The 14,518-nt window shown below is 54.8% G+C and carries 11 protein-coding genes and 1 pseudogene; all 12 read left to right on the top strand.

Features of this window, described 5'->3' with window-relative positions; genetic code table 11:
- Nucleotides 1-230 (top strand): annotated as a pseudogene (locus N5J69_RS19450) (hypothetical protein); the annotation flags it as partial.
- A gap of 10 nt (nucleotides 231-240) precedes the next feature.
- On the top strand, nucleotides 241-732 hold the full coding sequence (locus N5J69_RS19455) for a hypothetical protein (protein WP_008927077.1): 492 nt from the start codon (nucleotides 241-243) through the stop codon (nucleotides 730-732).
- Between the two features lie 2 nt (nucleotides 733-734).
- Nucleotides 735-1,286: a hypothetical protein gene (locus N5J69_RS19460; RefSeq protein WP_031378016.1), complete on the top strand. Its 552-nt coding sequence runs from the start codon at nucleotides 735-737 to the stop codon at nucleotides 1,284-1,286.
- Nucleotides 1,287-1,295: 9 nt separating this feature from the next.
- Complete coding sequence (locus N5J69_RS19465; protein WP_008927079.1) at nucleotides 1,296-2,018, top strand: hypothetical protein; 723 nt, start codon at nucleotides 1,296-1,298, stop codon at nucleotides 2,016-2,018.
- A gap of 11 nt (nucleotides 2,019-2,029) precedes the next feature.
- Nucleotides 2,030-2,848 (top strand): hypothetical protein, encoded by an 819-nt coding sequence (locus tag N5J69_RS19470; protein ID WP_008927080.1) that lies wholly within the window; start codon nucleotides 2,030-2,032, stop codon nucleotides 2,846-2,848.
- A gap of 750 nt (nucleotides 2,849-3,598) precedes the next feature.
- Nucleotides 3,599-6,667, top strand: coding sequence for a hypothetical protein (locus N5J69_RS19475; RefSeq protein ID WP_279772270.1), 3,069 nt, complete (start codon nucleotides 3,599-3,601; stop codon nucleotides 6,665-6,667).
- 3 nt (nucleotides 6,668-6,670) lie between these two features.
- The gene (locus tag N5J69_RS19480) at nucleotides 6,671-7,030 is read left to right on the top strand and encodes a hypothetical protein (protein WP_008926978.1); all 360 of its coding nucleotides are present in this window, start codon (nucleotides 6,671-6,673) and stop codon (nucleotides 7,028-7,030) included.
- Between the two features lie 12 nt (nucleotides 7,031-7,042).
- Nucleotides 7,043-8,476: a baseplate protein gene (locus N5J69_RS19485; RefSeq protein ID WP_279772271.1), complete on the top strand. Its 1,434-nt coding sequence runs from the start codon at nucleotides 7,043-7,045 to the stop codon at nucleotides 8,474-8,476.
- Between the two features lie 9 nt (nucleotides 8,477-8,485).
- Nucleotides 8,486-9,577: a phage tail protein gene (locus N5J69_RS19490; protein WP_279772272.1), complete on the top strand. Its 1,092-nt coding sequence runs from the start codon at nucleotides 8,486-8,488 to the stop codon at nucleotides 9,575-9,577.
- A 61-nt stretch (nucleotides 9,578-9,638) separates the two neighbouring features.
- Nucleotides 9,639-10,082 (top strand): hypothetical protein, encoded by a 444-nt coding sequence (locus N5J69_RS19495; RefSeq protein ID WP_008926981.1) that lies wholly within the window; start codon nucleotides 9,639-9,641, stop codon nucleotides 10,080-10,082.
- Nucleotides 10,083-10,357: 275 nt separating this feature from the next.
- The gene (locus N5J69_RS19500) at nucleotides 10,358-13,852 is read left to right on the top strand and encodes a hypothetical protein (RefSeq protein WP_279772274.1); all 3,495 of its coding nucleotides are present in this window, start codon (nucleotides 10,358-10,360) and stop codon (nucleotides 13,850-13,852) included.
- 8 nt (nucleotides 13,853-13,860) lie between these two features.
- On the top strand, nucleotides 13,861-14,445 hold the full coding sequence (locus N5J69_RS19505) for a tail fiber assembly protein (protein ID WP_279772275.1): 585 nt from the start codon (nucleotides 13,861-13,863) through the stop codon (nucleotides 14,443-14,445).
- Nucleotides 14,446-14,518 lie beyond the last annotated feature (73 nt).

Genomic DNA, 14,518 nt, shown 5'->3' on the forward strand with positions numbered 1-14,518 from the left:
TGGCCTCCCCTGAACTGAACGCTGCGCTGCCGGGTGGCCGCCGTCCTCTCCCCGTGATCATGGACGTTGGCCGTCGCCTGAAGCTGATGGACGTGGTGATCCGAAGCGTCGGCTACCAGCTGGACGCACCCCGCACTGCCGAAGGGCATTACACCCACAACACCGTCACGCTCCAGTGCTCCGGCCTGAGCGTGCAGAACCAGTCTGACATTCCATATATGTTTATCTGAGGAACAAATTATGTCCGGATTTTCCAACACGAAAGCCGATACCGCCTTTCTGAAAAAGCGCTTTAACCAGAACCTTGCCGCGGGCGAAAAACTTATCGGCTCTGAGTACTGGATGACCGTTAAAGGCTACCCGAACCTGTCGATCCTGATCCGTACCACGCAGCTGCCGGAAATGGCCCGCGAGGACGTGGAAGACGTGGCACCGGGTGGCATGAAGTTTAACCAGCATGGCACCCTGAAAAACTCTGGTGAGTTCCAGATGACCTGCGTTGAAACCATCAAAGGTGACGTGTTTGCAGCGGTGCGCCAGATGGTGCTCAACAAAGAATACGTTGATATCACCTTTGCTGCAGCAGCAGAGTCGAACGGCGGCGACAGCGCTGGCCTGACACGCAGTTACCTGCACTGCAAGGTGTACTCAGATGCCGTCGATTTTGGCTCTGAAGACACCACAGCTGCAGTGAAGCTGCCGCTGCGCGTTGTTTACAACTGGGCTGAATAATCATGACGCCGGTCGAACTGCTTGAAGCCGTGAAAGCGCGCTTCACGACGCTGCTGGTGGATGAAGAGGCGTTATTAACCAGCCTTCTCCGCCAGGCTCTCGGCGTCTATCAGGATCGGGCCGGTGTACCAGGCCGTAAACGCATTGAGAAACTGGGGGGCGCAAGCCTCCCTTTTCCGTCTGATTACCTGTCACTGGTAAACGTGAACGATTTCAATGGCGCGCTGGTGTATGCCGATCCCTACGATTCAACCATTGAGCTTGAGCTGACTGGCCGCGAGAAATGGCCGTTTACCCTGCTCTACTTCCGCAATATCCGTGACTGCGATTACGAAGAGACACAGCTACCGGCAGACATTACCGGGCTGCTCGAAGACTACCTGGAAGTGCTGATCGCCATTCCAAATGTCGAGCGCCTGCGCCGCTTACACATCGCCGGTAAGTTCGACGCATCGTTTCTGCCAGATGAGGCAACGCTCCACCAGCGTAAAACCGATCTGGAAATGCAGATCTCCGCCAGTCGGGCAATTATCCCCGCAATGAGCACCTGGTAAGGGGGCGCTATGAGCTTTTTTAACGGTCTGGCCGGGAACATCAAAGGCTTTGCCGCCAGCACGGCAAAACAGGCTGGAAGCAACCTGATCTCTAACATCCTGTCCCGTGCCTCCGCCACCATGAGCGGCGGCGCCGGCGCATCGTATGCCGGTCTGCCGCCTGAGCTGGCCAACGCGAAAACCATCCTCGAATTGGCTATGCGCATCCGGTACGCGCAGGGCTGGCAGTGGAACATCGAGATAGACGGCTTCTCCCGTGTGGACATGTACGTGAAAGATATCACCTACAGCACGGGCAACGTTGAGACCGAAAGCAAACTGATCGGCGGTAACGAGTTCGTGAAGCCCACTCACATCACGGCGGGCTCTGTCTCGATGACCGTTCGTGATAACGAGGATGGCGAAATTCTGCAGAAGTTTAAGGAGCGCCGTGCGCGGATCCATAACGGAGACGGCACCTTTAATCTGCCGCCAGCCTACCTGCTCAACATCCGGATCTACCGTGTCTCACAGGACGGCCGCACCTCGCTTGAAGAGGAAATGAAAGGCTTTATCACCACGATCGGCGAGATCTCCCGCGCCCGCGATGCCGTGGGCGAGTTTGCCACCATTCCGGTGACATTTGTGAAGTACACCAGCGCCGGAAGTCTCGCAAACGGACTGCTGAAAGGAGTAACAGGGGGAATTACAAACCAGGTTCAATCATCCGCATCAAACCTCATTAAATTCTGAAGGACAACACTGTGATCATCCCTCCACTGCCGCTGGCGTCGCGCCCTGCCACTGAAATCATCTTCCGACAGCCGGTGATCAAAGACGCCCTGAAATATTGCTCTCCCGACGTGTTGGGTGATGAACGGCGCGTTACGGAATACCTGAATGCCCTGCAGGAAGGTCCGATTAATGACAGCCGCGACTGGACCGCACAGGAGCGACGCACAGCGCTGTGGTGGATCATGATTAACAGCCGCGCTGACAACCTGGAGGCGTTTCACTATAGCTGTGAGCACTGTCAGGAACTGCACACCTACGACTTTGATCTGAGTGAACTGGCGGAGACCGTTGAGCTGCTAACCATCGAGCCCGTTGAGCGCGTGAATGTCCCTGTAAACGGCGTACCTACTGATTGGACGCTCAAGCCTTTGACCGGGCGCGGGCAGGAAATGCTGGAGCGCATGCGCGCTGGTCTGCCGGATGCTGACGCGCCGGATTATGAAACCGCCATTATGCGCATGCGTATTGCAGAGTTCGCACTTTGCACCGAGCTGGATGACGATCCAGCTGATTTTGAAGAGGCCGCAAATCGCCGCTTCGACATTCTGGAAGGCATGGTTCCCGATCTCGAGTTCGCGCCGCTGGTGGCTCATATCCAGCTGATGCAGCGCAACCTGCGCCACGGCTTGCTGATGCAAATCACACAAGGTGAAGTCCGGCTTCTGCTCCCGCCCGTCGCTTGCGAAAAGGAGGATAAGCAGATGAATACCACTCAACTGTTTATCCCATTTCGCTCTGGATTTTTTGTTCCACGATTTTCACCTCAATGGATGGCTAACCATCATTGACAACCTGACGCTGACCGCACGCCAGCCAGTCGGTGACGTTGACGCACTGCCGTTATGGCGCGCCATTCAGATGAATAACACGCTCACAGAGCAAATGAGAAAGACTAACAGCAGGTCGGAATGATGAAGCAGCAGGATCAGGCCCGCATCATTGATGCAATTCAGAAAGCCAGCGAAGCAGAGTTAAAACAGTTAACCCTGATTCGCAATGCGCTCACAGGTACGAGACAGCCATCCTCCGCCGACAGAAATAATGCCGCGTCAGGGATGACTGTTACGCGATCGCTGACACGTCGTAGCGCCGGTCAAAATGATGTACAGCCGGAAAATAGTGAGAACACCAGAAAGCTACCCCACTCTGACAAAGAACCAAATAGGCACAAAAAGAGCCTTATTAAGGACCAAAACAGGACAGAAAAATCCAATTCAGTTCGTTTAACTGAATGGGGTAATAATAAAAGCACTAAAAAGGCCTTTAATAAGGCACAAAAAGGATCTGCTGGGGCCAATTTAGTTCCTGTCGGAGGCTATGGGCTTAAAAAGAACTCTGATAAAGCACTAAAACGGAATATTGAGGGCGAAAAGGTATCTTTAAACGGCACCAAAAAGGTGAGCGCTGGCGGACGTGATTCAAATGGGCGCTTTACAGCACGGAGTGATTCTGCGGCTGCATCAGCAGCAACACAGGAAAAAAATGCGCGGCGCGCTGAGCAAAAACAGCAGCAGGGATTTTTCCGCTCCCTAAGTAGCATGCTGGAATCTGCCACCGAAACGAACAGCGATGGTATGTCTTCCGGCGCAGACATTGCTGGAACGGCTGCTGGTGGTCCGCTATGGATGATGGGTAAAGGCATGTACGACATTTCCGCCGAAGTCGGAAAGAACGTCGTGACGCTGAAAAACTTCATGCAGGGTAAAACCGAAGGCAACGCTGCGCTGAAAATTGAGCCTCCGTTGACACATCCGCCAGTGACAACCGAAGCCAGAACGCCACCAGCGATCGGCAAGCCAAAATCGGCTGATGGCTTTAAATCCGCTCAACAGGCAAAAGCCATTCAGGTAACGCAGGAACAGACCAAAGTGATCGCCGCCAATGACGATCGCATTGTGGATGCCCTGGACGATGTGCGGGAGGAAGTTAAGAAGCTGTCGCATGCGTCGGGGAAAGTAGCTGGCGGGTTCATGGATTCGCTGATCCCCGGCAGGCGTAAACGCCGCGGCCGTAAACGCGGTGCGCTCTCAACTGCTGCTGATGTTGCTGACGTAGCCAGTGATCTGCTGCCGGACGGCAAAGGCAAGCCCGATGCCTCTAAACCCAAGCCTAAGCCGAAAAAGAAAAGCCTGCTGTCGAAAGCGCTGAGCGTTCTTAAAGGGGGCAAAAAAGCGGCAACGATTGGTGGCGTAGCAGCAACGACGGCTGCAGCCGGTGCAACGATAGCCGCAGGCAGCATGGCGGGCAGTGAAACGACTAAAGCAGGTGAAAAAGCCACACAGGCTGCAGCAGAGAAAACCGCTGCAAAAGGTGGGATAAAAGTCGCTGAAAAAACCACGGAAGCCGCAGCGGAGAAGACCGCAGAAAAAGGCGGGCTGAAAGTGGCCGGTAAACTCGCCGGTAAAACGGCTCTTAAAGCGATTCCGCTGGTCGGAACCGTGCTCGGCGCTGGCATGGACGCATACGAAGGCTACAACGACACAGCGGGGCAGCAGAGGGCCTTTGGCCTTAAAGAAGGCGCTACCGTCAGCGGCAGACATAAGGGCGAGTACACCGCAGCAAATGTGCTGAACATGGGCGGGCTGGTATCCGGCGCGTCCGGGCTACTGGCGTCCGGAGCGTCAGCATTGGGTATGGACGGCGTGGCGAAGTCACTGACCTTTGACACCAGTGACATTGCGAAGGGGCTGGATTCGGGGCTGAGCAAAGTAGGCGACTTGTTCAGCGCCTTCTCAACCAGCGCATCAGGCGTCTATGACAAGCTGACCGGCACCAGCGCGGAGCAGACGAAGGCGATCACCGATGGCACCACGAAAACCGTCACGGCTATAAATCGTCTCGGTACACAGCTGCAGGGTGGCGAGTGGGGCGAGGACGGCGTAGGTACGCAGGGCAAAAACGCCGCTGATTATGCCGATGTGGCGCAAAACAGCATCGGCGCAGATCTCAATGTGGGCGGCGCAAATGCGAAGGTTCGATCCTTCCGTAACAACAACTTTGGCAACCTGAATTATGTGGGACAGGAGGGCGCAAGCCTGGAGGCCAAAAACAGTAAAGGTGAGGCCCGGTTCGCTAAGTTCAACACGCCAGAAGAAGGATTCAGGGCGCTGGCGAATCAGCTGACAAGTTATTCAGAAGGCACCTCTAAAGCAGCTGGTTACAAGAAGCTGAATACCGTGCAGGACATCATCAAGCTGTACGCGCCGGAGAGTGAAAACAACACGTCACAGTACGTGGACTCACTCTCGAAAAAGCTGGGCGTGCGTGGCGATCAGCAGCTGGACCTCAAAGATCCTAAAGTCATGACGCAGATGATGCGTGGCATTGCCACCATCGAAGGCGGCAACCCGCAGGTCACGAACGACTTCATGATGAACGCCATCGGCCACAATGAAAATGGCAAGTGGGTCGGCGGGAAATTCAGTGACGAATCCCTTAAGTCGGTGAATGAAGCGCGTGCGAAGCAGGACCAGGCACCCATTGCGGTGGACTCACTCTATTCTGCTGGCGACAAAGTGAAGCTGACGGCTGGCGCAGGGGCCGCCGCCGCCGCACCGGCTGCTATTCCCGCACCCGTACCTGCACCCGTGCCAGCGCCTGCAGCATCGCCAGCAGTGGCCCCGGCAGCGCCCACGGCCTCGCAGGTTGCTGCAGCAAAAGAAGCCGGTAAGGATAAGCCGGCTAACGGCGCGGCGGACAAGATCAAACACGCTGGAGCAGGCGCATGGGGGCAGGTCAAAGCCCTGAATGAGTGGGCTGACGGGAAAGTGCAGGGCGCAACTGAATCCCTGGGCGTGGCCGGTATGTCCCGCAAACGCCCTACCAGCGGCCTGTCCCTGCCTGGTGGTGAATCTCTTCCCGCGGGCCTCCAGCTGGCCGCGCTGGCGCCCGATCAGATTGCCAGCCGCTCACGTCCCGCTGCTGTATCTCACGTCTCGACCGGCAGCGTGCGAGCCCGTCCAGGCTCTGCAACCTCTGATGCACCGATTACTGTGGCCAGCACCCGGACACCCGCCGCCGCACCGGAGTCCAGCGGCCTGTTTGATCGCATGCTGGGCGGTGCAAGGGACGGAGTGAACGCCGTCAGCGCTTCGATCATGCCCGCCATCAGTGACACATTCAGTCAGACGCTGGGTGGCTTCAGCGGCAATGACATGATCAGCAGCGTGCTGGACCAGGCAGGCATTACCGATCCCGGCGTGCTCCGTGCCATTGCACCGCTTACAAGCAAGGCTGGCGGCTGGCTCGACAGTGGCACTGAATCGCTGGCCAGCGCCGGGAAGTCATACCTGAGCGGCGCCAGTGCGGCGCAGACAAGGCCTGTACAGCAGCCTCTGCTGAATCACCCGGCGCAAATCCAGAATGTGACCGATCTCCCGCGCAGCGGCATGCGTCCGATGATGAGCGGTGACGCCAACAGTCACGATCAGGACATGCTCAAAGAGCTGAAAGGCATGCGCACCCAGCTGGAGGCACTACTGGGCGTCACGAAGAAGAAAAGCGATACCGCGCCGGACAAAGTGGTCAACACGGCGCAACCGGCTCCCCGCACGTCATCAACCCTGAGCATCAACGACCCGGCGCTCAACGAACTCCTGCAGGACTAACACATGCAAAACGAAATTGACTGCCTGATGCGCGTAGATCAGGGCGGGGTAGTGGTGAAAGCCGGGGAGTCAGACGCCTGGCTTGCCCGGCTTGAGGAATGGCTGAGGACGCCGCAGGGCAGCGTTTACGGCCTACCCGGATGGGGTAACACCATGCAGGACTACAAACATGAGCCAGTCGGCTCTGAGACCGGCCATTTAACCGAAGTCGCTATTGAGGCCGCACTGATTAAAAAGCTGCGTATCGATCTGCCAGGGCTGGGGCTACGAGCTATCCGCTGCGCGCCGCAAAACGTCGATACGTGGCAGATCACCTTTATCACATCTTACGGCCCGCTGGCCGTGTCCATGAACAAAAGTTAACCGGGGTAAATTGTGAGTATTCAGGAATTACTGGAAAAGTTTAACGGCCAGCTGCAGGCCAACAGCTGGTGGAGAAAATTCACCAACAGCCAGTTCATTCAGATGATGGCTGTGTTTGGGGCGCAAATTATCTACGCCGCGCAGACTACCGCTGAGCGCGGCCTGACGGAGGGGTTTATCTCCACAGCAACGAAGCGCTCAAGCATTCTGGCCGCAGCCGAAGATCGCAACTATCTCGGCCATTTAATCACGCCGTCATGGGGCAGTGTGAAGATCACCAACAAAACGGATGAAGTCATTCAGCTGCCAATTTATGCGGAATTTCTGTCCAATGCGCAGCTGCCCTACGTTACAACTGACGTGGTGATCATCCCTGCTGGCGGCAGCATCGTTGTGAACGACGTCCGCCAGATGGAACACGTCAACGTGTCATCCGCGATCGACGCCGAAGCGCCGTTTTACACGGTAATGCTGCCACGTGACATCACGGAGGAAACCGTCTCGATGGATGTGTTTGTGACGGAAAACGAGAACAAATCGCTATGGGAAAATAACCCGCTGTTTCGTCTATCCCGTGGGTCCAGCCAACATTACGTGCTGGTTTACAAGCCGTCTGAGCAGCTGGGCGTGCGCTTTGGTGACGGTGCGATCGGCAAGATGCCGAAGACCGGCAGTAAGGTCGATCTGGATGTGTGGTGCAGCCGTGGCGACACCACACTGACGCAGGGCCAGAAGCTGACACCTGCAGGCAACATTGCCGACATGAACAGCAAGATTGAGGTTGTGACCATGACGCCAATCACGGGCGGCAGCGGCTTCGAAAGCACGGAGGAAACGCGCAACCGGGCGCAGTACTACGTGGCGTATGACGAGCAGGTAGTCTGGGGTGGTGACTATAAGTACTTCCTGAATCGTGCAGTGCCGGGTATGTCCTGGATCAGTGCCTGGGGTGAGCAGGAGCAGGAGATTTCAACCGGCATTAAGTCACTGAGCAACATCAACACGATCTTCTTTTGCGGGCATAAACCGGGCTACACGCAGGCTGAGCTTGAGACCATGATCATGACGGCTATCAAGGCTATTCCCAATGAGATCAACAAAAAATTCCGCTACGTCCCGACACAGGAGGAGCCATTTACGATCTCACTGACCGCGCTGGCGAAGAAGAACGTCATTCTGTCAGACGCAAAGAAAGCCGTTCAGGAGGCGCTTGAGGCTCGTTTCGGACGCGATGCCACAACGTTTGGCGACAGCGATCAGAATGGCGTTGCAGCCGGTAAGCATTTCTCACAGGTGCAGGTGAAAGACCTGTGGCGCGTGATTGAGGAGCTGAACCTGTTTATCTCCTATGAGCTGACCCCGCACGATATGAAAACGGCCCTGCAGCTGAATGATTTTATCTATCTCGATGTGGCTAACTCCACGTTTGATATTAACTACCTGTAAGGCACGGCCATGATCAGAAACTGGGTAAAAGACCGTCTTACGAAGGAAAAACAGGGCTCTGAGTTGTGGTCGGGGTTTGCTAACGCGCTACAGGATATTTTTGAGGACACGGTAGAGCCGATTCTGGAGCGTATTACTAACCGCAAAAGCTACTACACGATGGACAAGGACGATCTGACGCTGCGCATGAGTGAATATGGCCGCTTCTTTATCGTGGCGGAGACCACGGACACCAGCAGGCCCGTGCTGCTGGCGCAGCGCCTGGACGAAGTGCATTTTAAAGGCACCGATAAGCCGATCACTTCAACTTTCTGGCGCGAGTTCGATAACCTGCCGGTCAGCTGGCAGGAGCTGTATGCGCCTGTGGATCAGGAGCTGGCACCCTATGGCACTTTCTTTACCACAAAAGAAGGTCTGGCGATTGCAGAAGAGAAGTATGGCGAGTTCTTCCTGACGTCACGGGCGCAAATCTCGGTGGCGCTGAATGAGCTGTATGAGCGGTATGGCTATATGGAGCAGGATTTAGCCGTACAGAAGCTGCTGACACAGTTTGACCGGATCATTGCGCCGCTGCTACCGCTTCACATCGTGTTTGACGGCTTAGCGCTCTTTATCTCGTTTGAGATGAGCGCCGACGCTGAGAGCATCACGCTTATGAGCGCCGGTATCGACTATCAGGCTAAATTGTCATTCGCGGATCTCCAGTCTGAGATCAAAAATCTGCACATGGCCACACAGCAGCAGTTTGATATTCCCGCAGTGCCACTGCGGCAGGTAAGGCGCTGCGAACGCTACGACATGTTTGCCGCTGATGCCTGGACGAATGACTACCGCGCCAGGCCGGACGCAGCGCCAGCACCCATTGATATTGCCAGCGCTGCCACTGACAGCCGCGCCCGGTTATTCACCGAAGGTGGCGTGCAGTACATTGCCATTCAGAAGGGCGATAGCCAGGGCGTCACAGCAACCGGTACGGACGGAAGTAGCGTGACAATGGCGTTTCCCTTTGACGGGACGCCGGAGTTTGTCCTGGCACTGCCCGACGACGGCAATGGCACCAGCACGATCGCCACGCTTTTTTATGAGCAATTTGTCGCGTAGTTGACCATCGGATTTTACAAACTCCATACCCTCTGGCCTCTTAACTCTGAGAGGCTTTTTTATGGCTGATACTATCTCTGTCAGCAGCAAGCTGTTTAAAGCGAAGCTGCTGGATTACTACTACATCCGTCGCGCTGAATCCTCTATCGGTAAAGGATCCCGATTCCAGATGGTGAAAGCCTACTGGGGTAAGTCCACGCTGGTAAGCAGTAACGCCGCTGGCGGCTGGAACATCGCGGATATTCCCTCCACGTTCAGCAACGACAACCTGACCGGTAAATTCACTGAAACGCCTCTGGTTCTCACCAGCACCGGCGCGGATATCTCGATCACCATTCAGCTGGATGAAGCCATTCTTCCGGAAGGCAAAGCCTATGACCTCAATACGCTGACGCTGGTGGACGCAGACGGCAACGCCTTTGCCGTGCTGTGCCTGCAGCAGGACACCGTATTCCGTGGTAAGGCCTACCGTCTTATCGTCACCATCGAACAGAAAACGGCGTAGCGCACATGAGCAGTAATGAAATTACCGATATCGGCGTTATGGCGGGGAAAGCGTATGGCACCGCGCCGCTGTCGGCGGATATGCAGTACCTGGAGACCTATACCAGTTCCGCGTTAAACCGCAAACTGAAGGGCATAGTGCGATCCGGCTTTTACCTGGGCTTTGCGCCGGTTGCCGGTTCCGGTCTGAATGTCGTCGTTACCTCCAAAGAGGCGGAAGGTGGGCAGGGCGCGGCCTCAATCGACGTAAACGCGCACCAGATCACCGTGCAGCACTTGGCCGATCTGACGTTGCCAGTCGTGGCGGGCAAAACTACCCGTATCGTGCTGGAAGCAAACTACAAGCTGGGAGTGAAGACAGATCAGGTAGATATCACCTCAACAGTTGAGGCCGCACGCGTCTTTGCGCAGGATATCTCAGTTGCGCTGATGCCGAACCAGCTGGAACTCTGCCGCGTACTGGTACCAACCGGTACCACGCAAGTTACACAGGCGATGATCGTCACCAACTACCGTATCAACCGGCAGGTCGGTATCACGCTGGATTCGATTTACACCAGCGACGATGAGCTGATTGCGGCTAACCTTAAGGGGCTGAAAATCCTTAAAGGCATGATTGATAACAACATGGTCATTGCCAATAACGGCTCGGATATTCACGACAAAGCGATGTTCCGTAAAAACATCGAGCTGGATCAGCTGGTCAACGATAAGCAGCTGGTTGCCAGTGAGAATCTGGCTGATCTGCCGGACGTGCAGGAGGCGCGTGAAAATCTCGATCTCGGTACCGCCGCGCAGGCGGATCAGCAGAAAAACCCGCTGGATATGACGGCAGGTGCGCTGATGGCCGTGGGTGCGTTTGGCCTGGGTGCGCCGTCGCTGGTACTGGACAGCAAAATCACCTTACTGGCTGACGTGTCTGTGACGGAGCAAAATGCCTTCTGGACACTGAGCGGCACCTTCAGTGATGGCCCGATTGATTTTGGCAAAACCACGCAGACGCTGCGTGGCCAGCTATTCAACATGCGCCGGAAATATGATGCTGACGCGTCACTGGTGCAGCTGCTGGCGGCGCAGGGTGGCGTAATGTATCTGCGTATTGCAGCTAAAGTTTCAGGCGACTGGGCGTGGTCCGGGCTGACAGTAGGAGCGGATCAGAACGGCTGGCGAAAGATGATGGACAGCGCCAGCATGACTCTTGCCGATCTGGTAAAAGCGGGCGCGGCACAGGCAGGTGATAACAACGATATTACCAGCACCAGCCAGCTATCCAGCATCAATACGCCAAAGCTGACAGTCTCAAAAAATCTGGAAGTTGGCTCTCAAATCAGTGCCGGATATCGTATTGGTGTGATTCGTTCTGAACCTTCAGTTCCGTCGATGACGTTTTTACGGACCGATCAGCTGGGTGATAAGCCGCCGACGTATGAAACGGACGTGATGCAGATTGTTGGTCGGGTTGCGGCATTAAGTGGTGATGCCTGGAGCGGCAGGATCCTCGGTGGCATTACCACTACAAACATGACGCATGGCGGCGGAAAAATTGTGGTAGATGCGCGCTCGTCTACCGGCGCAATTACCGCACGTCTCGCTCTAAACGGCGGAGACGGCTTAGCCACACTGCAGGGGGCTGGCGGACTGGCTATCACCGGTGGTGGAGGCCTGTCGTCGGATGGTGCTGGACTCTTTGCCGCTGACGCAACTACGCTGCAGCTGAAGCCCAAAACCAAAGACAAAGCCTACTATCTGCGCGGCAAAAAGTCAGATGACACGCTGCACTGGTATTTCGGCCAGTCCAGGGACAGTAACGATGCCGTTACCTGGGGTAACTCAATCACGAGTACATGGCTCACCCTGTCAGGCGACGGTACGGGCGAAACCAACGTTTCGACAATGAACTTCCTGAACAGCGCGGTTGTCGGTGGCAACCTTACGGTAAACAGGGGCGCTGACTTTACCGGGCCGGTAAACGTGCTTGCGAAGGGGGCAACAGCGGTAGGCGATCTGACCAATGCCGCGCTGGTGGTGACGGGCAGCAGCAGTGACGGCACCCAGGGGATCACTGTTAACAGCTTTGCGCCTACAATCTCTTTTATCGATCGCGACGCAGATGCAGCGGGCTTCCGCCTGAGAGGCGAGGGCAGTAGCCTGCGTCTCGATGTGGATAACCGGAATAATGGCGTAACGTGGAACCAGAATATCGCGCTCTTCAGCGACAAAGGGCATCTAGCACTTGGCGGTAGCAGTGACAGCACTGGACGCATGCTGACGATTGGAAGCACAGCACCGGGCAAAGGTAATCTGACAGGAACCACCCAGATTGCTGCAATGGCTTACACTAATCTCGGTGCAGACGCGACAGTCCGTGGCATTGGTTTTGGTGTCGAAATGTCAGTAGGTGACGGAAACACCGGACAAAATTTGCCTGAAGTTGTCGAGTTTTGGGGTAACAGCACAGTTGTTAACGCCAATGCCACCGTAGGGCTAATGTCGTCTTTCCGCGTGTTTGATAAAGCCAATCTCAGCATTAAAGCGGCCTATGCATTTGAAGGGATGATGACGCAACGCGCAGGATTAAATCGGTGGAACCTGTATATGCAGGGAACGGCACCAAACTATCTGCGCGGACAGACGATCATTGGCGGAGTGGATACAGCCCTTCCGGCCAGTTATGTCGCGTTGTCGGTAAAAGGTGGGCTGGAAGTCAGCGATTTATTCAGGGCTTCCAACGCTGCGGAGTTCAGAAGCCAGGTCAGCATAATTTCAGCAAATCCGTATATCGACTTCAATTCATCAATTGCACAGATGAATGACTACGACGCCCGTATTCTGGTCGATCCGACTGATGCAACTGCTTCGGGGCAGGCAACAATGAATATCGTTGCCGGTCATCTCAATATCAATGCAGCGTCGCATTTAGTTGGGTCACTTGTTGTTGATAAAGATGCGCACTTTGAGAGTGATACCTTTGTCGGAGGCCGACTATTTACAACAACACATATAAGCATCGGAAATATCGGGACAGGTTCTTTTGCTGATAGTCATGGCTCGATCAATATTGGCGACTCCGATACAGGTTTATTATGTCCTGATGATGGAACGTTAGATGTTTATACAAACAACGTTAAAACGGCCCGCTTTACCACGAACAAACTTTATGTATACGGAAAAATAGTTCAAGAAGACCCGGATTTCCGCATGCGTCCGGTTGGTGGCAAAGGCATCGGAATGCTGCACCGGTTTGATGGCTCAAACTATTACATGCTGGTCACAAACCAGAATGATCCGGATGGGGGATTTAATACTCTAAGGCCGTTCAGCTTTAATGGCACCAATGGCGACGTTCTTATGAACCATAACGTCAACGTAGGCGCTAGCTTTTCCGCAAATGGAAATATCAATGCTGGTGGCGATATTGTAGGTGGCCACTTTTCAGCACGAGGAAATGTTAGTGCTGCTGGAAATCTTTACGCCGGTAATGTGGTGTATTCCGGTAATGGTCAGTCGGTCATGCATGCGGATGGCAATATCTATGGTCCGGTTTGGGGCGGATTTATCAATAACTACATCGCAGCACGATATGTTAGTGCCGTCAGATTTGCCGGTTTTAAGCAAGGATCAACCTGGAACGGCCCCGGTATTTCTGAAGAGAGCGGCTACGTTATAACGTCTGCCAGGAACGACAACCAGGACCAATATATCGACGTCGTGACGGCGCGATGTGTTCAGTACTGTATTAACGGTGGCTGGTATACAGCAGGCTTTGCGTAAGGATAAATATGTTAAATTTTGGACCATTTAAAAAATATACACCGAATGTGCCGGTCGTTACTGAATCTTCCACTGATGAAGAAAAAGTAGAGGCCGCCAGACTGCAGTCGCTCAATGACATGAATATCATTTTTGTCCGATGCAAAAGCGGTCAGGACTGGTATGAGTCGCAAAAACTGTATTCACCAGACACGATGAAAATTGTGTACGACGAAGCAGGTCGGGTAGTCAGCTTTGACACGGACGCTTCAAAACTGTGGCCGATCAACTGCTGGGTGGCAGAGGTGGTCGCTTCGGATATTCCAGACGGCATGGATAGATTAGGTGGATGGATTTACCGTAATGGCAAAGTGGAGGCTTATAAACACTCTGCCGCAGAGCTGCAGGAAATGGCTGAGCGCACCAGAAGTTCACTGTTGGCAAAAGCGCGGGCCTTTATCAGTGACTGGCAGGCGGAGCTGGCGCTTGGCATCCTTCCGGATAACGACAAGGCGCAGCTGGTGGAGTGGATGGCTTACATCCGGCAGCTGAAAGAAACTGATATCGGCAACGTGCCGGAATCTGCCTGGCCTGCACCACCAGCAGCACTCTGATCTCCTTCCTAACAGCGCCTACGGGCGCTGTTTTTCTTTACCTCTCTAAATTACAGACTCCGTACCCTCTCGC

The sequence above is a fragment of the Pantoea sp. GD03673 genome (assembly GCF_029844725.1).
GTDB lineage: Bacteria > Pseudomonadota > Gammaproteobacteria > Enterobacterales > Enterobacteriaceae > Pantoea.